We start from the raw sequence: 24,170 nt of genomic DNA, 5'->3' as shown, positions 1-24,170 counted from the left end.
GCCAAATCCGCATACCGTGTCCGGAGTTCCGCCTTACACGGGCGAGCCCACCGGAACCGGGGCGGGGATGCCATAGGCCCCGGCGAGTTGGTCGAAGCTGTCGATGGTCGTCTGGTCGATGGGGATGCCAAACGACCTGCGGCGCTCCGCCTCGGCCCATTCGCGGTCGCCGGGCGCCATGACCGTTCGGCCCGGCACGGTCCGGGACCCGCGCAGGGCGGCCAGATAGCGCGCCATGCTGTCCTGGAAGTTTTCCTGCGGCAGGAAAGCCTCCGGACGGATCGCCATCACGAAGGCGCCCATGCCGCGCGGCGTGCTCAGGTCCGGTCCTGGCATCGGCAGGATCTCGAAGCTCAGCTTCATGCCGGTCAGGACGGCGCTGAGGATTTCCACGAAGCCCGCCAGCCCGGCCCCCTTGAAGCCGAACTCGCCGCCCAGCGGCGCCAGCATCTCGGCCCGCTCGGGGTCGGTGGTGTTGCGTCCCGTGGGGTCCGACGCGGTGGCTTCGGGAAGCGCAAGCCCGAGGCTGCGGTAGAGCTGGACGCGGTTGTAGGGGATGGCGCTGGTGGCCATGTCGAACAGCCACGGATCGCCGTCCTTCACCGGAACGGCGATGGCGATCGGGTTGGTGCCGTGGAAGCGTTCGGCACCGTCGTGCAGCCGCATGAAGCTGTCGGAGTTGCAGACGGCCATGCCGATGCAGTCCGCCTCCGCCGCGGCGAGCGCGAAGGCGCCGGCCGGGCCGAAATGGGAGTTGTTGCGGATGGCGACCGCGCCGATGCCGAACCGGCCGGCCAGCTCGACCGCCTTCTCCTGGGCGCGGTAGGCGCCGAGCGCGCCGTGGGCGTTGTCGGCGTCCAGCGTGGCGACGGCCCCGAATTCCGACAGGATGCGCGGGGCAGGGCGCGGGTTCACCCGTCCCTGGGTCATGGTGGCCACATAATGCCCGAGCAGCCGCACGCCGTGGCTGTCCACCCCCAGCCGGGAGCCGTGCATCATCGCGCGGGTGGCCGCGTCCGCCGTCGCCTCGTCCGCTCCCGCAGCCAGAAGCACCGCGCGGCAGAAGGAGTCCAGGGCATCCGCGCCGTAGCGCGCGGTCGGCTGAGCCGGTCCGGTCACAGCGTCTGCCCTCCGTCGGCGACGAGCAGGCTGCCCGTCATGAAGCCGGACTCGTCGCTGGCCAGATACACCGCGGCGGCGGCCATCTCCTCCACGGTTCCCAGGCGGCCCATCGGCTGGCGCGCGATGAACTGCGCCCGCATGCCCTCAGGATCGGCGCTCGACTGGATGCGCTCCTCCAGCGACGGCGAGTGGGTGGTGCCGGGGCACAGCGCGTTGCAGCGGACGCCGACGCCGATGAAGTCGCGGGCCACGGCCTTGGTCAGGCCGATCACCCCCGCCTTGCTGGTCCCGTAGGCGGTGCGGTTGGCGACGCCGGTCAGGCTCGACGCCACCGAGGCGACGTTCACGATGGAGCCCCGGCGCCGTTCGATCATGCCGGGAAGCGCCGCCCGGATGGTGTGGAACATCGAGGTGACGTTCTGGTCCAGGCTGCGCGCCCAATCCTCGTCGCTGCAGTCCAGGATGGTGCCGTTGTGGACCCACCCGGCGTTGTTGACGAGGATGTCGAGCGGCCCGGCCTCGGCGACGACGCGCCGGACCGCCGCCGGATCGGTCACGTCGAGCGCGACCGGGGTGATCTGGGAATCGATGCGGGGCAGATCCTCCATCTTGGACAGCGTGCGGCTGGCCGCGACGACGCTGGCCCCCTCCCTGGCGAAGGCGAGCGCGATGGCCCGTCCCATGCCCTGTCCCGCGCCGGTCACCAGCGCGCGTTTTCCGTCTAGTCTGCCGGTCATCGTGTTTGGAACTCCACCAGTCGGCGCCGTACCGGGCGCCGGATTGGACGCAGGGATTCGATGTGCCCGGGGGCCGGGAGGGCGGCGTTTCCGCCGCCAACTCCCGGCGCGCCGCCATCATCCGAAGAGCAGGTTCGGGATGAGGAGGATGAACTCGGGCACGAAGATCAGAAGGATGGTTGTCAGCCCGATGGCAATCATCAAGGGCAGGGACTCCCGGACATAGGCTCCCACCGACACCTTCAGGATCGAGCAGACGGTGAACATCGCCGCCCCGACCGGTGGCGTGAAGTTGCCGATGGTCGCCGCGACGATGAAGACGACGCCGAAATGCACCGGATCGCCGCCCATCGCCCGCACGGCGGGCAGGAAGATCGGCGTCATCATGATGATGATCACCGTCGCGTCGATGAACAGACCGGCCGCCAGCACCAGAAGGACGATCAGCACCATCACCAGCTGGACGTTGTCGGTGAGGCTGGTCAGGGACGAGGCGATGACCTCCGGAATGCGCTCGAAGACGATGCCGTAGCTGAAGATCGCCGACAGGCTGATGAGGAACATCGCGGAGCCGACGTCGGCGAGGCTGACCTCCAGCGCCTCGACGAAGCTCTTCGCCTTGAGCCGGCGGTAGACCACGAAGCCGATGAACAGGGCGTAGAGCACCGCGAAGGCGCCGATCTCCGACGGCGTGAAGATGCCCATGCGCAAGCCGACGAGCAGGATGACCGGGAACAGCAGCGCCCAGACGCCGCCCTTCAGGGCGCTGCCGACTTCGGCCAGCGACGCCCGCTTCTCGCGCTCGGCGGGGTATCCGCGCTTGTTGGAGGTGTACCAGACGGCGGCGCTCATGGCGATGCCGAGCAGGAGCGCCGGGGCGAAGCCCGCCGCGAACAGCCGCCCGATCGACACCTGGCCGATGGTCCCGAAGAGGATCATGCCGATGCCCGGCGGGATCAGCGGGGTGAGGAGCGAGGTGAAGGAGATCACGCCGGCGGTGAAGCCGCGCGACATGCCCCGCTTCGTCATCTCCTCGCCGAGGATGCGCGACTGCATCGCCGCGTCCGCGATGGCCGACCCCGACACGCCGCCCATCAGCGCCGACAGGACGATGGAAATCTGGGCGAGCCCGCCCTTGAGGTGTCCGGTGGCCACCGACGCCAGATTCAGCAGGCTTTCGGTGATGCCGGACCGGTTCATGTAGTTGCCCGCCATGATGAACAGGGGAACGGCGAGCAGGGCGAAATTCTGGGTCTGGGAGACCGTCACCTGAAGCGGGATGGTGAAGGGCAGCTCCGGGTGCTGAAGGAAGAACAGCACGCCGGAGATGCCGATCGCAAAGGCGACGGGCATGCCGATGAGCAGGAAGACCGCGAAGGCGAGAACGACGAGCAGCATGGTCAGGCGATCTCCCCGCTGGCGGCAGCGGCGCACGGCACGCCGTCGGACCGCATCAGGGCCCGTATCTTGAGAATGGTGGTGACGAGCATCAGGGCCGCGCCAACAGCGATGCTGGCGGTGACCCAGGAATAGCTGACGCCGGGAATGCCGTTGAAGGTGCGGGACCGGCTGGTCCAGGCGAGCAGGGTGCCGCCGTAGATGGCGTAGCAGAGGAACAGCGCGATCAGCGCGTAGTTCACGAACAGCAGGGTCCGCTGGTACCGCTCGGACAGCTTCGCGGTCACCAGATCGAGGGACATCAGCATGTCCTTGCGCCAGGCGATGTCCGCGCACAGGAACACCGCCCAGGCGAAGAAGCAGGTCGCCAGATCGATGGTCCAGTTGAGCGGGTGCTGCATCATCCGCGCCACGCCGCCCAGCAGAAGCAACCCCACCATCAGCATCAGGAACAAGCCGGCGAGGATCGCCTCCAGCTTCAGCATATAGTCGTAGAGAGTTTTCATAAGGCAGGCCTCGCCGGCTTCGGATGACTTAGCGTCCCATTTCCTTGTAGATCGCCGCGCGCACATCGGTGAGGCCGAGCGCTTGGTACGCGGCGTCGCCGGCCTTGCGGAAGGCCTCCACATCGACGTTCTCGGTCACCTTCATGCCGCCCTTGACCAGCGCGGCCTTCTCGCTCTCCGCGGCGTCAGCGAGCACCTTCGACACCTTCTGGCCGGCGGCGCTGCATTCCTCGACCAGCGCGGTCTGGTAGTCGGCGGGCAGCTTCTTGAACCAGGAGGCGCTGACGACCTCGAAGTTGATCAGCAGGATGTGGCCGGTCTCGCTGACGTTCCGGACGACCTCCTGGAGGTTGCCGGGACGGATGTTGGCGTAGGTCAGCTCCGCGCCGTCGACGGCCCGCTGCTGCAGGCCGGGGTAGATGTCGCCGAAGCTCATCGCCGTCGGGGCCGCGCCGATGGCGCGCACCGATTCCTGCCAGATCGGGGCGGGCGGGGTGCGGATGCGCAGCCCGGACAGCTCACCCGGGTTGCGGACCGGCTTGTTGGCGAAGACATGACGCTTGCCCTGCACGAAGTCGAAGCAGACGACCTGGAGACCGTGCTTGTCCGCCAGTTCCGCCTTCCACTTCTTGACGGTGTCGAGCTTCGACAGCGCAAAGGCCTCGTCGAGCGTCTCGACGAAGTACGGGCCGTTCAGGACGGCGATCTCGCGAACGTAGTTGCCGAGGCGCGCCGCGTCGGTGTTCTGGCCGATGTTGGCGCCCTGGCGGATCTGCTCGATGATGTCCTCTTCGTTGCCGAGCTGGGCGCTGTGGAACACCTCGATCTTCAGGCCGCCATTGGTCCGCTCCTCGACGCGCTTGGCCCATTCCTGGAACGCCGAATGATAGGCTTCGACTGGGCTGTGAACGTGGTTCATGCGCAGGATGTGCTTCTGCGTCTGGGCCTGGGCCATCCCCATGCCCGCGATCAGCGTCAGCGCGGTGGCTCCGAGAAAAGCGCCAAGGCGCTTGGACATATTGGTCACTGCCTACTCCCTAGGATTTATTATGAGTTTGGTGATCAAGGGCGCCCGTTGCTTTGAGCGCGGAGCCTGAGACTGCCCTTATGCCATTCGTTTACTGATCGCCCGCGCGGAGCGGACAGGCGGTGTGCGGATGGCGAACGGCTCATCCAGCGCAACGTTCGGTTATCTTGCACACTTGTATCCAAGGATGCAAGATGGTACGGATTATCCAGAAGGCGATTTGATTGGAATGCAATCAAACCCGCATTCGGATGGATTTCGCCGGCCAAGGGCGGCGTGACGGAGGGGAGGTGCAACCAATAGTGACAAAGTGTTCGCCCGGCTGTATCAGTCATCGGCCCGGTTCCACCCGCGTTCCGGACTGTGTTCAGCGGCGCTGCGACCTTGCGTGGGCCAATCCGATCCGGCGATAATCGCGATTCTGGGCTCGGAAAGGGCGATGTCCGCTTGCACGGCGGCTGGGGGAACACGGTGAAGAACGAACGGCTGGTGTTGGAACGCAACACGCTGGACAGCGTGATCTACAAGGAGCTGCGGAAGAGGATCATTTCGCTGTCGTTCCAGCCCGGCTCGATGATCTACGAAAACGCCGTCGCCGACGAATACGGCGTCAGCCGGACACCGGTGCGTCAGGCCTTTTCCCGGCTGGCGAACGAAGGGTTGCTGAGCATCCTGCCGCAGCGCGGGGCGCAGGTGTCCCGCCTGTCCGTGGCCAAGGTGAAGGAGGCCCAGTTCATCCGGGAGGCGCTGGAGGTGTCGGCGTTCGGGGAGGTGGCGCGCATCTGGAACAAGACCGCCGATCACAGCGTGGCGCAAAGCAAGGCGCTGTCGCTGATCGAGCAGCAGATACAGGTCGTGCAGGAGAAGGACTATGTCGGTTTCACCGAACTGGACGTGGCGTTCCACGACACCGTCATCGGGGTTCTGGGAAACGCCATGCTGTTGGAGATGCTGAGCGACGTGAGGACGCATCTGACACGGGTGCGCTTCCTCGAGCTTCAGGAGGCACATCATGAGGACGATGCGATCGCCGACCACGTCAAGCTGATGCGCTCGATCATGGCGAACGACGTCGCGGGAACCCAGTCGCTCCTGCTGGCGCATTTGAAGATGATCGAGGCGATGCGCGACGACATCCTCAAGCGCCACGACATTCTCTTCGAATAGACCCCGCCCGGGACCCCACCGCCGGACGGTTGATCCGGGCATCGCTGACGGACGCAGACCCAGGCCGGTTGGCCCGCCGGCGGGGAAGGGGGCCGCTTGCCCTTTGCGAACCGTCGGCAAGACCAACGACCCCGCACGCGGGCACAATCAGGAGGAAACGCGATGAACAGACGGTCGATCCACAGTTACACCTGGATCCCGAAATGGTCCACCAAGGATGGCGCCTATGCGGCCGAGCGGGCCGCGGCCTTCGGCTATGGCCAGCTCGTCGTGCCGATCCGCGACCATGACAGCATCGAACCGGCGGCCATCGCCGCGCTGTGCGAGCGGGCGGGGGTCCGCCCCGTCGCGACCTCGCCGCTTCAGGCCGACAACGACATTTCGAGCACCGACCCGGACGTGCACCGCCGCGGGGTCGAGCGGCACTGCGCGGCCCTTGCCCTGGCGCGCGACATGGGCGCGGACCGCATGGGCGGCATCCTCTACAGCGCCTTCGGCAAGGCGTCGAAGGTGCCGAGCGACGCCAACGTCCAGGTTGCGGCAGATGGCTTGCGGATCGTCGCCGAACGGGCCGCATCCTACGGGATGCTGCTGGCGCTCGAGGTGGTCAACCGGTACGAGAGCAACCTGATCAACACGGCGGAACAGGCCGTCCGGATGGTCAAGCTGATCGGCGCCGACAACGTCCGCATCCATCTCGACACCTTCCACATGAACATCGAGGAGAACGACCTGCTGGGCGCGCTCGAACTGGCGATGCCCCATCTCGGCTATTTCGAGATCGACCAGAACCATCGCGGCCGCCTGACGCAGGGGTCCATCGATTTCGCCCCGATGCTGCGCCGGTTGAAGGCCGCCGACTATCAGGGGCTGATCGGCGTCGAAGCCTTCTCGTCCGCCGTGTCGCACCCGGACATCACCGCGGGCGTGGCGTCCTGGCGCAACCTGTTCGACCACGGCGACGACGTGGCGCGCGACGGGCAATTGCTGCTCGATCAACACGGCCTCTGACGACGCCCGCCGCCGCCCACCCGATGCAACGCCCACACCGCACGCACCGTGCTAATGTCGGACCGGGTCAACAATGAGAGGGTCCAGGCCGGTCATGGCTCGACAATGGTCTTTCGCAGCGCTGAGGTCTTTCGCTGCGCTGACGATCCTTTGCGGGGTCTGGTTCACCGGTGACGCGGTGGCGGCCGATCCGGTCTCCCGATCGGCGCCCCCGCTTTCCGGCGCCGTGCCGATGGACCTCAGCACGGTGGCCTTGCAGCCGCCGTTGCCGGCCCTGTCGGCACAGCCGATCGGCGGCTACGCCAACGGCTGCATCCGCGGCGCGCAGACGCTGCCTCCCGAAGGTCCCGGGTACCAGGCGGTCAATCTGTCGCGGAACCGGAACCACGGGCATCCCGACACCATCGCCTTCGTCCAGGAGCTTGCCCGCCGGGCGCAGGCCGAGCGGTTGGGGCGGCTGGCCATCGGCGACATTTCCAAAGTGTATGGCGGCCGCATGGAAAGCGGGCATGCCAGCCACCAGATCGGCCTCGACGTCGACGTGTGGTTCGATCTCGACCAGCCGCCTCTTGTGCGGGAGGCGCGGGAGCGTACGGACTTTCCGACCATGGTGAACCGGCAGACGCAGCGCGTTCTGCCGGAGCGGTTCGGTCCCCGTCAGGCCCGCCTTCTGCAACTGGCGGCGACGAGTCCGAAGGTCGCGCGGGTGTTCGTGAACCCGGCGATCAAGCTGGCGCTGTGCCAGAGCGAGCAGGGCGACCGCTCCTGGCTGAACGCCGTGCGCCCCTGGGGTGGGCACGACTCGCACTTCCATGTGCGGATGAACTGCCCGGCCGGATCGACGGCCTGCGTCCCGCAAGCCCCCATTCCGCCGGGCGACGGCTGCGGCCAGGAGCTTTTGAGCTGGTTCGAGCCGCCGAAGGAAGCGCCGGTGCCCCGGCCGCCCAAGGCGATTCTCGAGCCACCCGCCGCCTGTCTGGCGGTTCTGGCGGGGAATTGACCCCACTGGTGGCTCGCCGCTCTCCCTTGGCAGCCGCCGCGGCGAAGCGGACGTCCGATCCGGGAGGGCGGGCGGTGTGCGGGTTACTCGCGCATCAGCGTCGGCAGGTCCATGGCGGCGCGGCCGATGTCCTCGCGGCGCAGGTCGCGGGCGGCCAGTTCGGCCGTGCTCAGGGCCGACAGCTCGCGATAGACGATGTAGGCGGCGGAGGTTTCGAACCAAGCGCTCACGAACTCGCGAACGCCCTTGACGATCCCCGACAGAGCGCCGTCCTGATCGGTGTGCGAAGCGGTGGTGTAAGCCATGGTGCATCTCCCTCGTGTCTGATGGAGATGACTGTACACTGGTATACCAAATACCAGATACGCTGAATGTGCAACGCAGCAAGGCATTAAAATTACAGCCAGCTCAAGCATTTGGGCGGCGAACTGTTGGCGGCCTCCTCTTTCGAAACCCGGTCGCAAGACAGCCTAGACGATGGAACTTTTCCTTCTATTCGCCGGTTCTTGAATTGGGGAATTCCATTTGGAGGTTTCGTATCTTGAGACGATCGCCTCCTTGCCTCACCTTTCTATGGCTTTTGGCGTTCGGAGCGGCCGTCCCCGCTTTTCCGGCGCTGGGTCAGGAATCACAAACCCTGGCCAAGGCCATTCCCGCTCCGGCGGCCTCGCCGCCCGACGATGGCAATTGGGTGATGGCTGCCAAGAACTACGCCAGCACCCGCTACAGCGAACTGGACGAAATCGACACGAACACCGTTCGCGACCTCCAGGTCTTCTTCACCTTCTCCACCGGTGTTGTGCGCGGGCATGAGGCGGCACCGCTGGTGGTGAACGACACCATGTATGTGGTGACCCCCTATCCCAACAAACTCTACGCTCTCGACCTCACCAAGCCCGGCGCGCCCACCAAATGGACGTTCGAGCCGAAACCGGCCGCCTCCGCGCAGGGAGTCGCCTGCTGCGATTACGTGAACCGTGGGCCTGCCTTCGCCGACGGCCGGATCTTCATCAACACCTTGGATGCCCAGACCGTCGCCGTGGACGCGGAGACGGGTAGTGAAGTGTGGCGCACCAAGCTCGGCGACATCAACAAGGGCGAGACCATGACCATGGCGCCCCTGGTGGTGAAAGGGAAGGTGCTGGTCGGCAACGCGGGTGGGGAGTTCGGGGTGCGCGGCTGGATCACCGCGCTCGATGCCGGGACGGGCAAGATTGTCTGGCGTGCCTACAACACCGGCCCCGATAAGGACGTGTTGATCGGGGACGATTACAAACCCTTCTACGACAAGGAAAAGGGCAAGGACCTCGGCGTCGGCACATGGCCGCCCAACGCCTGGGAGATCGGCGGCGGCACGGTCTGGGGCTGGATCAGCTACGACCCCGAGCTTGACCTGATCTATCACGGCACTGGCAATCCCGGCCCTTGGAATCCGGAGCAGAGGCCCGGCGACAACAAATGGACCGGCGGCATCTTCGCCCGCAACCCCGACACCGGGCAGGCCCGCTGGTTCTATCAGGCGGTGCCCCACGATCTGTACGACTACGACGGCATCAACGAGCTGATTTTGCTCGATATGCCCTGGCAGGGGCAACCCCGCAAGGTGCTGATCCGGCCGGAGCGCAACGGCTATCTCTACGTCATCGACCGCAGCAGCGGGGAGGTGCTGGCCGCCGACCCCTATTTCCCGGCCAACAGCACCAAGGGCGTCGACCTGAAGACCGGCCTGATCGAATACAACGAGGAGAAGCATCCGCGCGTCGGCAAGGTGGTGCGGGACATCTGCCCGACCGCGCCGGGCGCAAAGGACTGGAACCCGTCCGCCTTCTCGCCGAAAACCGGGATCGTCTACATTCCGCACAACAATCTGTGCATGGATTGGGAAAGCGTCGAGGCGAACTACATCGCCGGCACGCCCTACGTCGGCGCCAACGTCAAGATGTACGCCGGCCCCGGCGGCCACCGCGGCACCTTCACCGCCTGGGACCCCGCCCAACGAAAAAAGGTGTGGGAACTCAAGGAGGACCTGCCGCTGTGGTCCGGTGCGCTGGCGACGGCCGGCGGCCTCGTCTTCTACGGAACCATGGACGGGTGGTTCAAGGCGGTGAACGCCGGCAGCGGGGAGCTGCTGTGGCGGTTCAAAACCGGGTCCGGGATCATCGGTCAGCCGATCAGCTATCGCGGGCCGGACGGGCGGCAATACATCGCGATCCTGTCGGGCGTGGGCGGCTGGGCCGGCGCCATCGTGGCCGGCGATCTCGACCCCCATGACGCCAGCGCCGCCAAGGGTTTCGTCAACGCCGTCTCCGACCTGCCGCAGCGGACCACCAAGGGAGGCATGCTCTATGTCTTCGCTCTCCCGCAGCGCCGTTAGCCTCGCCCTGCTCGGCACCCTGCTGCTCGCCGCCTGCGAGCGGGAGGAGCGCAGCTATCGTGGCGAGCCGGTGGGCGAGGTGAAGCCCGGCGCCATCGTGCAGGGCACGCTCTACGCCGGCGCTCCCAGCCCACCTCCTCCACAGAGGCGGGAATATGAGGGCAACGCCTACCACGTCTCCGAAGGCAAGCGCCTGTTCGAATGGTTCAACTGCTCGGGCTGCCACGCCCATGGCGGGGGCGACATCGGACCGCCGCTGATGGACGAGGTGTGGATATACGGCGGGGAGTTGGAGAACATCGCCGCGACCATCGTCGAGGGGCGGCCCAACGGCATGCCGTCCTTCCGCAACAAGATCCCCGACCAGCAATTGTGGCAGATCGCCGCCTATGTCCGCTCCATGCAGCGCGAGGTCCGCAAGGACGTCGCGCCCGGCCGCGACGATCATATGGCCGTCACGCCGGGCGAGCAGAACCAGCCCGTGTCCCCACCGAAGCCGGGCGGCGTGGCCTCTCCGTCGTCGGAAGGACGCGGGCCATGAGAGGGGCGCCCGTTTCCTTGTCGAGACCGGGGAGGGTTGTTCCCTTCCTCGTCCTGACCGCCTGCTCCGGCCCGCAATCCATGCTGGACCCGGCGGGCGGGCAGGCCGCGCGGATCGGCGTGATGGGGTGGATTCTCCTCGCCGGCTGCGCCTTCGTCTACGCCGTCGTCCTGCTCTGGCTGCTGTGGGCGCTGACGCGGCGGCACCGCTGGGTGGAGCCGGGCGGAACCCTGCCGCGTCAGGCCGGGGGCGAGCGGCGGCTGACCAATGGGCTGGTCGCCTGGGTCGCCGGCACGGTGTTGATCCTGTTCGTCTTCGTCACGGCGAGCTACGCCGTGGACAAGAGCCTCACCCACCTCGCCAACCGGGAGGAGGTCGTCGTCGAGGTGGAGGGGAAGCAGTGGTGGTGGACCGTCCGCTATCCCGACGACGACCCCAGCCGCAGCATCACCACGGCCAACGAGATCCACCTGCCGGTCGGCGTGCCGGTGCGGGTCAAGCTGAAGGCGGCGGACGTCATCCACAGCCTGTGGATTCCGAACCTGCATGGCAAGCTGGACCTGATCCCCGGCCGGGACAACGAACTGTTCCTGACCGCCGACCGCGAAGGGACCTTCCGCGGCCAGTGCGCGGAGTTCTGCGGGCTTCAGCACGCGCACATGGCGCTGGACGTGATCGTCCACTCCCGCGCGGCGTTCGACGCCTGGAAGGAGGCGCAGCTGGCGCCCGCTCCCGCCCCCGCGGACGAGGCGCAGGCGCGTGGGCAGGCCCTGTTCCTCACCTCCGCCTGCACGATGTGCCACGGCATCCGCGGCACGCCGGCTTCGGCCTCCGTGGCGCCGGACCTGACGCATCTGGCAAGCCGGCGGAGCATCGCCGCGGGAGCCCTGCCGTACAACCGGGGCAACCTCGCCGGCTGGATCGCCGACCCGCAGCGCATCAAGCCCGGCAACCACATGCCGCTGGTGGGCGTGCCGCCATCGGACCTGCAGGCGCTCGTCGCCTACCTCGACAGCCTGAAGTGAAGGAGGGGCGTCATGGGTCCCAGGGATGGCGTCTCCTCCTCCGAACTCCGCGACGGCCCCTCCCTCGGTGAGGAGGACACCATGCGTCGGCTGGAGCGGACCTGGGGCACGCCGCCGGGGCTGTGGGGGTGGCTGACCACGGTGGACCACAAGCGGATCGGGCGGCGCTACATCGCCACCGGCTTCGTCTTCTTCCTGGTGGGCGGTGTCCTCGCCCTGCTGATGCGGCTGCAACTGGCGCAGCCGGAGAACACGCTGGTCGGGCCGGACCGCTACAACCAACTCTTCTCCATGCACGGCACGACGATGATGTTCCTGTTCGCCGTGCCGATCATGGAGGCGATGGCGGTCTATCTCGTGCCGCTGATGGTGGGGACGCGCAACATCGCCTTTCCGCGGCTGAACGCCTTCAGCTACTGGGTCTACCTGTTCGGCGGGGTGATGATCGTCGTCGCCTTCCTGATGAACACGGGGCCGGAGACCGGCTGGTTCAGCTACGTGCCGCTGGCCGGTCCGGAATATTCGCCCGGCAAGCGCACCGACTTCTGGGCGCAGATGATCACCTTCACCGAAGTGGCGGCCCTGGCCGTCGCGGTGGAGATCGTCGTCACCGTCTTCAAGATGCGCGCGCCGGGCATGGGCCTGAACCGCATCCCGCTGTTCGTCTGGTCGATGCTGGTCACCTCCTTCATGGTCATCTTCGCCATGCCCGCGGTGATGCTGGCCAGCAGCTTCCTGATCATGGACCGGCTGGTCAGCACGCAGTTCTTCAACCCGGCGGAAGGCGGCGACCCGCTGCTGTGGCAGCATCTGTTCTGGTTCTTCGGCCATCCGGAGGTCTACATCATCTTCCTGCCGGCGCTCGGCATGGTGTCGAGCATCGTCGCCGCCATGGCGCGGCGCCCGGTGTTCGGGCACGTGCCCATGGTGCTGGCGCTGGTCGCCACCGCCTTTCTCGGCTTCGGGCTGTGGGTCCACCACATGTTCGCGACCGGCCTGCCGCATCTCGCCAGCGGTTATTTCACGGCGGCGAGCATGATGATCGCCATCCCCAGCGGCATCCAGATCTTCTGCTGGATCGCCACCCTGTGGGACGGCCGGCCGCAATGGACGGTGCCGCTGCTCTTTATCGTGGGCTTCATCGTCATCTTCGTGCTGGGCGGGCTGACCGGCGTCATGCAGGCCTCGGTCCCCTTCGACCTCCAGGTGCACGACAGCTATTTCGTCGTGGCGCATTTCCATTACGTGCTGATCGGCGGGGCGGTCTTCCCGCTGTTCGGCGCCTTCTATTTCTGGTTCCCCAAGATCACCGGCCGGATGCTGGGAGAGCGGTTGGGGCGGTGGAATTTCTGGCTGTTCTTCGTCGGCTTCAACGTCACCTTCTTCCCCATGCATCTGCTGGGCATGATGGGCATGCCGCGCCGCGTCTACACCTACCCGGCGGAGCTGGGCTGGACGGGCCTGAACCTGACGGCCACGCTCGGCGCGCTGCTGATCGCGGCCAGCGTGGCGCTGTTCCTCGTCAACGTGCTGGTCAGCCTGCGCGCCGGCCGCATCGCGGGCCCGAACCCGTGGAACGCCGGCACGCTGGAATGGGCGACCGCCTCGCCGCCGCCCAGCTACAACTTCGCCCATATACCCGTCGTGGAGGGGCTGGAGCCGCTGTGGGACAGGGCCGGACCGCTCGGCATGGTCCACGGCCTGCGGGTGGAGGAGCGCGAGGTGCTGCTGACCACCGTCCTGGACGCGCATCCCGACCTGCGCGAACCCTCGCCGCGTCCGACCATCTGGCCGCTGCTGTCCGCCCTGGCGGTGACGGTGCTGTTCATCGGCTCGATCTTCACGCCATGGGCGCTGGTCTGGGGGGCGGTGCCGCTGGCGGTCGGGCTGGTCGGCTGGTTCTGGCCGAAGCGGCGCCACGCCCCTCCGGAACCGGTGGTGGAATCATGAGCGAGAGGCACTTCGTCCGGGACGTGTCCGACCTGCCCACCCACGGCCATGGGCCGAGCACCCTGACCTGGTGGGGCACGATGGGCTTCATGCTGATCGAGGGCTTCGCCTTCGTGCTGGCCGGCTTCACCTATCTCTACATCATGATGCAGTTCCGGCATTGGCCGCCGGGCATGCCCCCGCCCGATTTGACCTGGGGCACGCTGATGACCGTCGCCCTCCTGCTGAGCCTGATCCCCAACGTCTGGGCCAAGCGGGTGGCTGAGGCGTCGGACCTGCGCGGCACGCGCCGTGCCGTGCTGGCGATGCTGGCGGTCGGTCTCGTCACCCTGGGCATCCGCTGGTTCGAGTTCACGGTGCTGAACGCGCTGTGGGACAGCAACGCCTACGGCTCCATCCTCTGGACGATCCTCGGCCTGCACACCGTTCACCTGCTGACCGACGTGGGCGACACGGCGGTGCTGGCCGTGCTGATGTTCACCAGGCACGGCAAGGCCCCCCGGCGCATGGGCGACGTCACCGACAACGCGATGTATTGGAACTTCGTGGTCGGCGCCTGGGTTCCCATCTACGCGCTGCTCTACCTCGTCCCACGGTTCGCGTGAGGAGATGCCATGCCGTCCGCCGAGCACAGCACACGGCGTTTCGGCATCTGGGCCGGGCTTGCCACCGGCCCGGTGGCCGCCTTCCTGCAACAGCAGGGGGGCAGCGCCCTCGTGCCCTGGACCTGCGCGCAGAGCAGCGGCTGGCCGGCGGTGGCGCTGGGACTGGCGCTGGCCACGGCCACGGCGGTCGCCGGATGGGTCTCCTGGCGTGCGCGCCGGCCCAGGGATGGGCGGGCGGTGAGCCCCGATCTCGGCAACCGCCGCTTCGTCGCGGGGCTCAGCACCGGGATCGCCGCCTTCTTCATCCTGGTGATTCTGGCGCAAGCGCTTGCGGCCGTGTTCCTGACGGGATGCGAGCGATGAGCGCGGCCCTGTCCTTGCGCACCACCGCCATGGTTTCCGCGCTGCTGGCGCTGAGCGCCGCCGGGATCGCCGCCTATGCCTGGGAGGACCAGCGGTGGGAACTGGAACGGCGGGCCGCCGACCTCACCGGCGGCTCCCCGTCCGCGGGGCGGGAGGCGGTGCTGCGCTACGGCTGCGGGTCCTGCCACAGCATTCCGGGCGTGCATCGGGCCAACGGCCTCGTCGGTCCGCCGCTCGGCGGCATCGCCAACCGGGTCTATGTGGCGGGGGTGCTTCAGAACACCCCGGACAATCTGGTCCTGTGGCTCCGCGATCCGCAGGGCGTTGACCCGAAAACCGCCATGCCGTCCCTGGACGTGAGCGAGGACGACGCGCGGCACATCGCGGCCTTTCTCTACACCTTGAAATGAGGGGGCTGGGGATGTTCCGGACGGCCCTTGCGCTGTGCCTGCTGCTCACGGGACCCGCCGGCGCGGGCCCCATTGAGGAACTGCGCGTCTGCGCCGATCCGAACAACCTTCCCTTCTCCAACGAGCGCCGCGAGGGGTTCGAGAACAGGATCGTGGAGCTTCTGGCCGCCGACCTCGGCGTTCCGGTCGCCTACACATGGTGGCCGCAGCGGCGCGGCTTCATCCGCAACACGCTGAAGGAAGGGCTGTGCGACCTCATCCCCGGCGTGCCGAGCGGCCTGGAGATGGTGTCCACCACAGCCCCCTATTACCGCTCCGGCTATGTGTTCGTCGCGAGGGCGCAAGGCGGGCCGGTCATAACCTCGTTCGACGATCCGCGCCTGCGGAGCCTGCGCATCGGCGTGCAGATGATCGGCGACGACTTCGCCAACACGCCGCCGGCGCACGCGCTGACGCGGCGGGGCATCATCGACAACGTGCGCGGCTACATGGTTTACGGCGACTACAGCCGTGACGACGGGGCGGCGGGCATCGTGGAGGCGGTGGCCAGCGGGGCCGTAGACGTCGCCATCGTCTGGGGACCGGTCGCCGGTTACCACGCCGGCCGTCAGCCGGTTCCACTGGCCCTCACCCCGGTCGCACCGCCCGCCGAAGGCCCGCTGTTTCCCATGGCCTTCGACATCTCCATGGGGCTGCGGCGCGGTGACCGGGCGTTCCATGACCTTGTCAGCGGTGCGCTGGAGCGGAACCGCGCGGCCATTGACGCCATTCTCGCCGATTTTGGCGTTCCCCGTTTGGAGCCGCCTCGGACCGAGCATTGAGCCGACGCGCAGGAGATCGGCGCACGACCCGCAAGCCGGGGGAAGCGCACAGGGGAACACACGCTCATCAACTCGGTATGCCGATGAGCTGGAACAGGCGCTCACCGCGGCCGAGGAATGGGCGGGGAACACCGCCAGCACAATGGGCTGAACAACCGGGCGGAGAACTCCCACCAACCCACCCGGCGGCGTGAACGGCAAAGGAAGTGCTTCAAAGACCCCGCCCAGGTCCAGCGCTTCCTGCCCATGTGAAACAGCACACGTCAAGGCCCCCTTAGTTCTTATTATTATCAATGTGTTCCCGTGCCAATCGGCATCAGAACCCCACGCCTGTTCACACCGATCGTCATGCGCAGGTGCGGGCGCAGGCGCTTGTCCAGCTCCGGCGCGTAGGCCTGGATCCAGAGGAAGATGGCGGTGTGATCGACCGCCAAGCCGCGGTCGGCCAACATCTGCCCGAGATTACGCGAGATTACGATAGCTGATCGGGAACTGCAGATACCAGCGCACCGCCCACAGGATCACCGCTGCCGTAAACTGCCGGCCCTTGAACGGGCTCTTTCCGCTGCGCTTCACCCTGTCACCCCTGCCGCCGAAAGAGGGCGGGTTTTTACCCGATCTCCGCCCGCAGGCAAACTTTGCAACGGAATCCTCGTCGATCCGCGCCGCCTCGATCCGCTCACCCTCGGCGCCGCGAATCCGCTCCGCGATGGAAGCGTCGAGCTCATCCTCTTCCCCCTGGGTGGAGATGGTCAGGTTGTAGGGGTCGAGCAGCAGCGTACCGAAGCCCGCCGTTCCGCGCAGGTCCGCCGTGCCGGTGAAGGCCAGGCGCGCCTTGCCTGAAACCTCCGCGTCGCCGCCCCTGACGGCACCCCGCGCCGAGATCGTCCCGGCGAAGGCGGTGTCGCGGTCTGACCACAGCACGACCCGGCCGCCGTCCCCCCGCGTGCCGTCGGCGCGGAGTTGCGCCCCCGCCTCCACCGTCAGGGCCCGCGCCCTCGCCACCGGTTCGGCGAGGTAGCGCGTCGCCGCGTTCCGTCCGCCCTGGTAGTCGCCGCCGACCAGCAGCGTGCCGCCCGCCGTCCCGGACACGTCCAGCACTGCCGTCCCGGACAGCACCACCGTCCCGCCGGTCGCCACCAGCGTCCCGCCCCGTCCGGCCGTTCCCGAGGCGTCGAGCATTCCGGCGATCCTCACCGACTCGCCCGACACCCGGATGTCGCCGCCCGACACCTCCGGCCGCCGTGAGGGCCGCGGTGGCCGCTTGGCCGCCCCCTCCCTCCGTCCGGACTCCCGGACCTCCGGCGTCGGGCGGTCCGGCTTCGGGCCGGCCTCAGCGGTCCGGCGCTGCGCCACCACTGGGCTGTCGACGGCCGCCGGTGACCCCGCGCCGCACGAGCGCCACCATCGCCCGCAGCGCCGCGGAGCACTGCCTGATCCAGGTCTATCTCGACGGGGGCTGCACCGGTACAGCGGGCGAACGGGCGTTCGCGATGCGGATCGGCGATGTCGGAGTTCTGGATCTGGCCCAGCCGCTGGCGGTCGAGACCACGGCTTTCAGCGCCCTGACGCTGGTGATCCCCCGCGCGGGCCTGATTCTTCCGTTCAAGGCGCCGGAGTTCCTGCACGGGCTGGTGCTGCCGGCCGCGTCGGCGATCGGAACGCTGCTGAACGACCATGTCCGCAGCCTCCACGCCCAGCTCCCCGGCCTGAGCATCAAGGCTGCCGCCGCGGTGGCCGGCGGCGCCATCGGGGTGATCGCCGCGGGCATCGGTTCGGCGCTCGACGCATGCGCCCCGATCGACGAGCCGCAGGGAGCCCTGCTCGACCGCATCAAGAACTTCATCGACCGGAAGCTCGACGCCGCCGATCTCGGGACCGATCTGATCTGCGACGCCTTCGGCCTGTCGCGCTCGACCCTCTACCGCCTGTTCGAGCCGCTGGGCGGGGTGGCGAAGCATGTCCGCGACCGTCGGCTGGCGCGGGCGCTTCACGATCTGGCGGCGTCCCAACCGGACCGGCCCCGGATCGCCGACATCGCCTACCACTGGGGCTTCGGGTCGGAGGCCGCGTTCAGCCGGGCGTTCCGCGCCGCCTACGGCATGACCCCGGGCGAAGCGCGGGACACCGCCGAACGCATGCGGCAGTCCGCGCCGAAGGACGTTGGGGCGGCGGAGCGTGTTCTCGAACGGTGGATGCGGTCCCTGACCCCGGGCAACTTGCCGTCCTGACTCTCGCCGTCCCGGCCCATGTTTATTCTCACCAAGCCACGAAGCCGTGCGCCATCGGTGCCGGGAGCATTGGTTGATTGGCTGGAAAGATAATGTTCACCCACTCCTGTTCTTGCAGAGATTGAATACAGCACCGCCCCCGCCCGTCGAAGGGGGCGTTGTTGCAAGACGGGACTTATCCATCCGGGCCAAAGTTCGGCCCGGCCAAGCCGCTGTTGCTTATAAAAGCCATGCCCGTTGAATCTTGACAGCGGTGCCGGGGAGTGGTTTCCCTTTCCACAGAGAATTTTTTGGGTACTATTGATGGCCGATGCAACCCACGGTGCCGCTCCGGTTCTTTCCTTCGACAGCCTGGAGAGTCCGGGAGAGTCCAGGAGAGGAAGGATTCTGGCTGTGGCGGGACCAGATGTCGCCGGTCTTCGACATCAGCCTGCCGAAGGAGGAGGTCGGCGCTTTCCGCGGGACTTTGCAGACCTATCATCTGGGCGGCGCGCTGCTCGGCCGCTGCGCCTCGGTGACGCAAACCTTTCACCGCACCACCCAGGTCATCACCCGCAGCGGCATCGACCATTACCTGATCCAGGTTAGGATAGGGGATGACCGAAACGCGGTGCGAAGCCGAACGCCTGCTATCGGGCAGTAAGCCAATGTCCGCACCTGGCGCAATACGGTCGTAAGTGACGGTCGGCATCGGGTCAAAAGCCGCTGGCGTTGGTGTGGTGAAAGGGGACGGCGGGCTTTGACCTAACAGTAGAGCTTGATCCATTCATTATGAAGGAACAGGTTTTAAGGCTTGTGGCCATCTGCTAAATGTTCTCAATGCCCCTGCTCGCCATTGCGTCGGATGGAGCGCGTCTCGAAGCGTGGATGATGTCCTCTGCGGAATGGGAGGCCCTCAAAGCCAGCTACCGAACCCGCGGCCTGACGGCTGACTGCTGCGGTTCCGCCGTGGTACCCGTCACCTCCCAAACCGGTTGGCAATTCTTTTGCCACAAGGGAGCCGACTGCCCCGTCCGGGAAAGTCCGTACCACATGATCGCCAAGACGGTGGTCGCGCGCGCGGCGGCGGCGTTGGGGCTGGACGTCACCACTGAAGCACGCCTGAACGACGGCGCCGCCATCGCCGACGTCCTCATCCGCCACCCGTCCTGGGCCGTGGCGGTCGAGGTGCAACTGTCCCGAATTCCGCTCATCGCCATTGAGGACCGACAGGAGCGCTACCAGACCATCGGCGTCCGCTGCGCTTGGCTTGTCGGCTACGACGTGCCCGGCCATCATCCCCGCCAGGACCTGCCGCTCTTCCGGCTGGTGCGCCCTAAGACGACCGATGCTGTTCCTCACGTGATCGTCACGGATGCCGACGGGCACAGCGGACGAACCGGGCTGGCGGGCTTCACGACGATGCTTCTGACGGGGCGCATCAGTTTCCAAGGTCCGGCGATGCCCGCCTCCGCGCCCGCGGTGGTCAGTATCACGTCCGAATGCTGGCGGTGCCGTCGGGATATCGACCTCCTCACCGCTCTGATCAACGTGCCCGAGCACACGATCTTCGCCCCGCGTGGCGTCCTGTCGGCGCGTGATTTGACCAAAATTCCGCAACTCATGGCGCTTTATCGCAGCGCGATTCCAAAGCTACTTAAGGCGGTGCCGAGCCTGACGACGGTGCGCACACCGCCGCCCGGTAAGGAGGCCGGCGGCGCCTGGGCGCACTGTCCGTGGTGTGATGCGCCGATCTCGCTGGTCAAACTCCCCGACGACGTATTCGATTCCCACCGCTGGGGGCGGTGCTGGACACTCTCGGGTGACCCCTGGATACCGGGCCCCACGGCAGCGCGCTGGATTTGCCGTGGCATAGAGTGATCTGTCCCAAGCGGGCGCCGACCCACAAGCAAGTTTTCAGCTTCCCCTGCGACGTTGTCGCGTGGACGGTGTTCTGACGTGAAGAGGAGGATGCGCCATGAAGTCTCACCAGTTTGCGCCCCTGACCTTGTCACCATTCGCCTGCCCTGATGGGTCGTGCCTTGGCCGCCCTCCGGAGGAAGTCGACGAGGAGCCCATCCCCGCCGCGCCAGCAGAACCCGAGGACGCTGCTGTCCAGCCTGCCGAACCGATGAACCCGGCTTGACCCAAAGCAGGACTTCTCTGCGAGGGGTGAAGGTGCACCTCATGCCGTCCGGGCAGCATAGGTTTTGTGACCCAAGCCAAGGGGACCGCGGACGGGTCCATAACCGATTTGGTGTCATCGGGTAAGCGAGACGAGCGTTCCATCCATGGCCGACCGGCACGCCTGCATCCAATGAGACGATCCCTGGCAGCATCCGTTTACAGGGCACAGGTCGCCGGTCTCGGGCTTGCCCATGACCTGGGGAGTCGACCATGCTGTTTCGCGATGTCGGCAAAGATGTGATCGCCATCCCGCAGCCGAGCCATGCCTGGCTGTCCGGCCAGTTGCTCCGCGCCTGGGGCAATGGGATCTTCGCTCCGGCCGTACCCTGCGAGGAGGTCTGTCTTGGGGCGGAGTTGCACGACATCGGCTGGCTGTCCTGGGAAGCCGAACCGACGCTGAACCCCCAGACCGCCCGCCCGCACAGCTTCCAGGAACTCGGCGCGGCCATCCATACCAGCCTTTGGACGGACGGTGTGCGCCGCGCGCTCGCGTTCGGGCGCTATCCGGCTCTCCTCGTCTCGCTGCATGCCGACACGATCTACGGCAGCTTTTTCGATTTTGCCAAGGCGGCACCGGAGGATGCCGCGCTGGTTCGCCGCTTTCTGGACGACCAGCACCGGTTCCAACGGGCCTGCATTGGGGCGCTGTCGGGCAACCCGCGTTATACGTCGGCTCTCTCTCCGCAGACCATCGAGCGCAACCGATTGCTTGTCGCCGCCGTGGACCGCATGTCTTTGGAGGTCGGATGGGGTCTCACCAGCGAAGCGTGCATTCCCAATGTCCCGACCATCGGCGAGGCCCGGACGGAGATCCGCCTCCGTTCACCGTCTGGCGCCCCGGTGGAACTGGTCGTCGACCCCTGGCCCTTCGCTGCCGACCATGTCGAGGTGGTCTGCGAGGGACGGCTCCTGCGCGGCCGTTTCACCGACGAACGGACGATGCGTCAGGCGCTGAACGATGCGGAGCCCGTCACCATCCTGACTGTGCTGAGGCACCCGTAGCGGCGATTGCCCACCCTGGCGGGAACCCTATCGATTATTCAGCATGATGGGTGCGCCGACCCGCAGCAGCCGGCAGGTGGGCGTTATGCCTGGCTCGGTTTCTGCCGACGCGGCATGGGCTGGCGGTGTGTGTGCACCGCCGACGCACCGCCTCCCTCCCGGGCGCCCAGCACCATCTCCGCTGCCCAGGTAACGAGGAGTGAGGTGTAAGCCTCCTGCCACGCCTCGTCCGTCAAGCCGTGGTCCGCGCCTTCGATCATCCGGTAAGTCAGGGACCGCGCCCGCTCAAACGCCTTGCGGTAGTTGATGATGACCGGATGCGGCACGATGTCGTCATGCTCGGACTGGACGATGAGCACATCACCGGCGAACGCCGCGCAGGCTTTCAGCGCCCGGTTCTCCGACGCGCGCACCTCGCCACGGCGGTAGGTCGCCAGTTCGTCACGGTCGAGCCGCCGCTTTGGCACGTGCCAGTCCTCATCCTTGTAGAGCGCCGGCACCCGCAGCGCGAGCCAACGGACCGGACGCAACGAACTGAGGATCGTCGCCAGATAGCCGCCGTAGCTGCTGCCCACCACGGCGATGTTGTCCGGATCGACACCCTGCTGGCCGGCCAAAACGTCGTAGGCGGCGATGACGTCGCGCAGGTTGTCCTCGCGCGTGACGGTCTCGAACTGTGAATCGGTGCGCGCGTGCCCGCGCAGATCGAAGGTCAGGCACACGCAGCCGAGCGCCGCGATCTCGCGCGCCCGCGCCAGGTATTGCTCCTGGCTGCCGCTCCAGCCGTGGATGAACAGGAAGCCCGGAATGGCCGCCGCCGGGGTGACCAACGTCCCGGCGATGCGTTGGTCGTCCACCGCGATGTCGATACCCTCATCCCTCGTCGCCATGAGCGTCTCCCACCCCCAACCGTTCAGCCATCACGTATTTGCTGATGAAGCCCACCCGCTCGTCCCGACCGCGGAAATGCACGGTCGCATCCGGAGGCGGCGCCGCATCGGCGCCATAGGCCTCGACGCTGGCGACGCGCACGGCCTTCAGGTCCGGGTCGGCCCGGAACGCCTCCAAAGCCGCGATTTCCGCGCCGCTGGCCCCGCCGACGCGCCAGGACTGTTCGAGCACTCCGGAACGCCGCCGGCCGCGAACGTCCACCCCCTGGACGACGTCGTAGTTGCGGCGCGAGGCGAAAAAGGTGGGAAAGCAGGCGGTCGCGGCGGCGTCATAGACGCAGGCCTGTTGCACCGCGAGCCGGACCGGTTGCGGCAGGGCGAGGCCGAGCAGGGTGTCGAAACCACCCCTCCAGACCGTCAGGTCGGAGCCGCCGTAGACCACTGCGCCGTTGTTGTCCATGGTCAGGCGTTGCACGCCGTAATAGGTTGCCACGAGATCCGACACGCGCACCTGACCAACGCTGAGCGTTGTGGCATTGCCGAGATGCTCCTCCAGTACGATGCCGTGCCGGGACAAGTCCGCAGGGTCGATGGCGGCCAGAACGGCCGTCAGTTCGACGTCATTGCCCACGACGGCCTGTCCGCGGCCACCGGTTTCCTGGACGGGCTTGACGCGCACCGACCCGCCATCCAGGAGGTGCCGGCCCGCGATAAGGGCGTCGCCGTGGCTGAAGGCGGTGAATCCCGGCAGGACGACCCGACGGACCCGCTGGCCCATCTCCGCCGACCAGCCGGCTGGGGCGCAGGCGTCGCACCGGATGAGCGGGTGCGTGATCGCCTTGGTCGCAGCGAAGGAGTGAGGCACGACACCGCCGAACAGGTCATGCTCGCTCCGGATGCCGAGCGCGCTTGCCGAGTCGGTTCCCACGAGGGTGAAAGCCGGCAGGAGATAGACCGGATCGGCGTAACGCCGGTTCGGGTCGAATTCCCCGGTGCCATCGAACCCTTTGAGCGCAGCAAGCCGTCGCGCGATTTCCAAATGGGTGGCCCGCTCGTGGCTGTGCGCATAGCCTCCTACGCCCGGCCAATACAGGACAAGGCCCTGGCGCGGAAGCGGACCAACCTGCGTGCTGGGAGATTCAAGCGCGTTCGGCCGTGTCATCCTGCCCTCATGCGCTGTCCGGCAGCTTATCCTCCGCGCCGCGGAGGCCTTCTCCGGTCGCCGGCCTTCCTGCGATAACCCTGTCGCCCCCATCCGCGTTGCGGGCGGATTGCGTCCGTGGACGGAACGGTTGGGCAGCGGACAGGGGCTCTTTCGGCAGACTCCATCCGCTTCGTCTCTCGGGTGCGTTTCTTCCCTGGTCAGAAGCCGTCGCTAACGTCGCACAAGGGAACGCAGCCGGTCATCCTTACCGCTTGGCAGCCGTGCGATGACTCCGCAGGATGCCTTGGACACGCCTGACGCCTTCGTCACCCTCGGTGAGGAGGAGGGCCATGGGTCGGCGACTTTCGAGCTGCGGGTGAGGTCGCACCAGGAAATCACGGGCCTTGTAGTCGTCGCCGAAGACCTCTCGGGCCGTTGCACGAATGCGATCAAAGCGTGCCCTGGCGTCCGGGGGCAGAAATTCGTCGGGGGTCATCTCGTCGCCCATCGGTCCCTCGGTTGGTAAGCGCACCCAGCGATAAAGGTAACAGTGCGAAGCCGAGGCGGTTGCTCGGGCGCGGCCATCTGGAATGTCGGTGAGCCGTCTTGAGGCACCTCTTGGTTGACGGCAGTGGGGTAAATACCCAGTGTTTACCGGTGATCTCACTCCGGAGCATCGG

Annotated in this window: 24 protein-coding genes and 2 pseudogenes; 16 read left to right on the top strand and 10 right to left on the bottom strand. The window is 67.0% G+C overall.

The features are described from left to right. Positions 1–33: 33 nt before the first annotated feature. The 5 genes from ABAZ39_RS14565 to ABAZ39_RS14545 all read right to left on the bottom strand — a co-directional run bounded on the left by ABAZ39_RS14565 (position 34) and on the right by ABAZ39_RS14545 (position 4,781). Positions 34–1,119 (bottom strand): Ldh family oxidoreductase, encoded by a 1,086-nt coding sequence (locus ABAZ39_RS14565; RefSeq protein ID WP_040133794.1) that lies wholly within the window; start codon positions 1,117–1,119, stop codon positions 34–36. Next, a complete protein-coding gene (locus ABAZ39_RS14560) occupies positions 1,116–1,859 on the bottom strand; it encodes an SDR family oxidoreductase (protein ID WP_040133793.1) in 744 nt (247 codons plus the stop codon). The genes ABAZ39_RS14565 and ABAZ39_RS14560 overlap by 4 nt, the downstream gene beginning before the upstream one ends. A gap of 117 nt (positions 1,860–1,976) precedes the next feature. Next, entirely contained in the window at positions 1,977–3,257 is a 1,281-nt protein-coding gene (locus ABAZ39_RS14555; RefSeq protein WP_014239575.1) for a TRAP transporter large permease, read from the bottom strand. 2 nt (positions 3,258–3,259) lie between these two features. Beyond that, positions 3,260–3,763, bottom strand: a complete 504-nt coding sequence (locus ABAZ39_RS14550) for a TRAP transporter small permease (RefSeq protein WP_040133792.1) — start codon at positions 3,761–3,763, stop codon at positions 3,260–3,262. A gap of 28 nt (positions 3,764–3,791) precedes the next feature. After that, positions 3,792–4,781, bottom strand: coding sequence for a C4-dicarboxylate TRAP transporter substrate-binding protein (locus ABAZ39_RS14545; RefSeq protein WP_051658125.1), 990 nt, complete (start codon positions 4,779–4,781; stop codon positions 3,792–3,794). 480 nt (positions 4,782–5,261) lie between these two features. Between ABAZ39_RS14545 and ABAZ39_RS14540 the strand changes: the two genes are divergently transcribed. The 3 genes from ABAZ39_RS14540 to mepA all read left to right on the top strand — a co-directional run bounded on the left by ABAZ39_RS14540 (position 5,262) and on the right by mepA (position 7,968). Further along, positions 5,262–5,957 (top strand): GntR family transcriptional regulator, encoded by a 696-nt coding sequence (locus tag ABAZ39_RS14540; protein WP_040135157.1) that lies wholly within the window; start codon positions 5,262–5,264, stop codon positions 5,955–5,957. Between the two features lie 162 nt (positions 5,958–6,119). Beyond that, positions 6,120–6,968, top strand: a complete 849-nt coding sequence (locus tag ABAZ39_RS14535; protein WP_040133791.1) for a sugar phosphate isomerase/epimerase family protein — start codon at positions 6,120–6,122, stop codon at positions 6,966–6,968. Between the two features lie 232 nt (positions 6,969–7,200). Continuing rightward, a complete protein-coding gene (mepA, locus tag ABAZ39_RS14530; RefSeq protein WP_051658124.1) occupies positions 7,201–7,968 on the top strand; it encodes a penicillin-insensitive murein endopeptidase in 768 nt (255 codons plus the stop codon). Between the two features lie 83 nt (positions 7,969–8,051). On the opposite strand, the gene ABAZ39_RS14525 is transcribed toward mepA, so the two are convergent. Continuing rightward, complete coding sequence (locus ABAZ39_RS14525) at positions 8,052–8,273, bottom strand: hypothetical protein (RefSeq protein WP_040133790.1); 222 nt, start codon at positions 8,271–8,273, stop codon at positions 8,052–8,054. 311 nt (positions 8,274–8,584) lie between these two features. On the opposite strand from ABAZ39_RS14525, the gene ABAZ39_RS14520 reads away from it, so the two are divergent. The 9 genes and pseudogenes from ABAZ39_RS14520 to ABAZ39_RS35620 all read left to right on the top strand — a co-directional run. After that, complete coding sequence (locus tag ABAZ39_RS14520; RefSeq protein WP_372684172.1) at positions 8,585–10,342, top strand: methanol/ethanol family PQQ-dependent dehydrogenase; 1,758 nt, start codon at positions 8,585–8,587, stop codon at positions 10,340–10,342. Beyond that, positions 10,314–10,883, top strand: coding sequence for a c-type cytochrome (locus tag ABAZ39_RS14515; RefSeq protein ID WP_040133789.1), 570 nt, complete (start codon positions 10,314–10,316; stop codon positions 10,881–10,883). The genes ABAZ39_RS14520 and ABAZ39_RS14515 overlap by 29 nt, the downstream gene beginning before the upstream one ends. Next, positions 10,880–11,908 carry a cytochrome c oxidase subunit II gene (gene coxB / locus ABAZ39_RS14510; protein ID WP_081863058.1) on the top strand — a complete coding sequence of 343 codons (1,029 nt, stop codon included), beginning with the start codon at positions 10,880–10,882 and terminating at the stop codon, positions 11,906–11,908. Before ABAZ39_RS14515 ends, coxB begins: the two co-directional genes overlap by 4 nt. An 81-nt stretch (positions 11,909–11,989) precedes the next feature. Beyond that, positions 11,990–13,858 carry a cytochrome c oxidase subunit I gene (gene ctaD, locus ABAZ39_RS14505; RefSeq protein WP_144243612.1) on the top strand — a complete coding sequence of 623 codons (1,869 nt, stop codon included), beginning with the start codon at positions 11,990–11,992 and terminating at the stop codon, positions 13,856–13,858. Next, complete coding sequence (locus tag ABAZ39_RS14500) at positions 13,855–14,463, top strand: cytochrome c oxidase subunit 3 (protein WP_040133786.1); 609 nt, start codon at positions 13,855–13,857, stop codon at positions 14,461–14,463. Before ctaD ends, ABAZ39_RS14500 begins: the two co-directional genes overlap by 4 nt. 9 nt (positions 14,464–14,472) lie before the next feature. After that, on the top strand, positions 14,473–14,826 hold the full coding sequence (locus ABAZ39_RS14495; protein WP_051658123.1) for a hypothetical protein: 354 nt from the start codon (positions 14,473–14,475) through the stop codon (positions 14,824–14,826). Next, the gene (locus tag ABAZ39_RS14490) at positions 14,823–15,236 is read left to right on the top strand and encodes a c-type cytochrome (protein WP_051658122.1); all 414 of its coding nucleotides are present in this window, start codon (positions 14,823–14,825) and stop codon (positions 15,234–15,236) included. The genes ABAZ39_RS14495 and ABAZ39_RS14490 overlap by 4 nt, the downstream gene beginning before the upstream one ends. 11 nt (positions 15,237–15,247) lie before the next feature. Further along, entirely contained in the window at positions 15,248–16,057 is an 810-nt protein-coding gene (locus ABAZ39_RS14485) for a substrate-binding domain-containing protein (RefSeq protein ID WP_040133785.1), read from the top strand. 96 nt (positions 16,058–16,153) lie between these two features. After that, positions 16,154–16,300 (top strand): annotated as a pseudogene (locus tag ABAZ39_RS35620) (IS6 family transposase); the annotation flags it as partial. Between the two features lie 119 nt (positions 16,301–16,419). Here the strand turns inward: ABAZ39_RS35620 and ABAZ39_RS34160 are convergent. After that, a pseudogene (locus ABAZ39_RS34160) lies at positions 16,420–16,633 on the bottom strand (IS6 family transposase); the annotation flags it as partial. 803 nt (positions 16,634–17,436) lie between these two features. On the opposite strand from ABAZ39_RS34160, the gene ABAZ39_RS14475 reads away from it, so the two are divergent. The 4 genes from ABAZ39_RS14475 to ABAZ39_RS14460 all read left to right on the top strand — a co-directional run bounded on the left by ABAZ39_RS14475 (position 17,437) and on the right by ABAZ39_RS14460 (position 21,456). Further along, positions 17,437–18,288 carry a helix-turn-helix transcriptional regulator gene (locus tag ABAZ39_RS14475; protein WP_051658121.1) on the top strand — a complete coding sequence of 284 codons (852 nt, stop codon included), beginning with the start codon at positions 17,437–17,439 and terminating at the stop codon, positions 18,286–18,288. 406 nt (positions 18,289–18,694) lie between these two features. Then, positions 18,695–18,931 (top strand): hypothetical protein, encoded by a 237-nt coding sequence (locus ABAZ39_RS14470; protein WP_040133783.1) that lies wholly within the window; start codon positions 18,695–18,697, stop codon positions 18,929–18,931. A 167-nt stretch (positions 18,932–19,098) separates the two neighbouring features. Further along, positions 19,099–20,148: a competence protein CoiA family protein gene (locus ABAZ39_RS14465; protein WP_040133782.1), complete on the top strand. Its 1,050-nt coding sequence runs from the start codon at positions 19,099–19,101 to the stop codon at positions 20,146–20,148. 516 nt (positions 20,149–20,664) lie between these two features. Further along, on the top strand, positions 20,665–21,456 hold the full coding sequence (locus tag ABAZ39_RS14460; RefSeq protein WP_040133781.1) for a DUF3891 family protein: 792 nt from the start codon (positions 20,665–20,667) through the stop codon (positions 21,454–21,456). Between the two features lie 83 nt (positions 21,457–21,539). Here the strand turns inward: ABAZ39_RS14460 and ABAZ39_RS14455 are convergent, their stop codons facing one another. The 3 genes from ABAZ39_RS14455 to ABAZ39_RS34155 all read right to left on the bottom strand — a co-directional run bounded on the left by ABAZ39_RS14455 (position 21,540) and on the right by ABAZ39_RS34155 (position 23,998). Further along, positions 21,540–22,346, bottom strand: a complete 807-nt coding sequence (locus ABAZ39_RS14455) for an alpha/beta hydrolase family protein (protein ID WP_040133780.1) — start codon at positions 22,344–22,346, stop codon at positions 21,540–21,542. Then, positions 22,330–23,508: a DUF3182 family protein gene (locus ABAZ39_RS14450; RefSeq protein ID WP_051658120.1), complete on the bottom strand. Its 1,179-nt coding sequence runs from the start codon at positions 23,506–23,508 to the stop codon at positions 22,330–22,332. The genes ABAZ39_RS14455 and ABAZ39_RS14450 overlap by 17 nt, the downstream gene beginning before the upstream one ends. Before the next feature lie 247 nt (positions 23,509–23,755). Beyond that, positions 23,756–23,998 (bottom strand): antitoxin Xre/MbcA/ParS toxin-binding domain-containing protein, encoded by a 243-nt coding sequence (locus tag ABAZ39_RS34155; protein ID WP_081863055.1) that lies wholly within the window; start codon positions 23,996–23,998, stop codon positions 23,756–23,758. Between the last annotated feature and the right edge of the window lie 172 nt (positions 23,999–24,170).

This window comes from Azospirillum argentinense (genome assembly GCF_000632475.1).
GTDB classification, from domain to species: domain Bacteria; phylum Pseudomonadota; class Alphaproteobacteria; order Azospirillales; family Azospirillaceae; genus Azospirillum; species Azospirillum baldaniorum.
The sequence above is the reverse complement of the archived record's forward strand: the minus strand, read 5'-3'. Positions and strand labels throughout refer to the sequence as shown.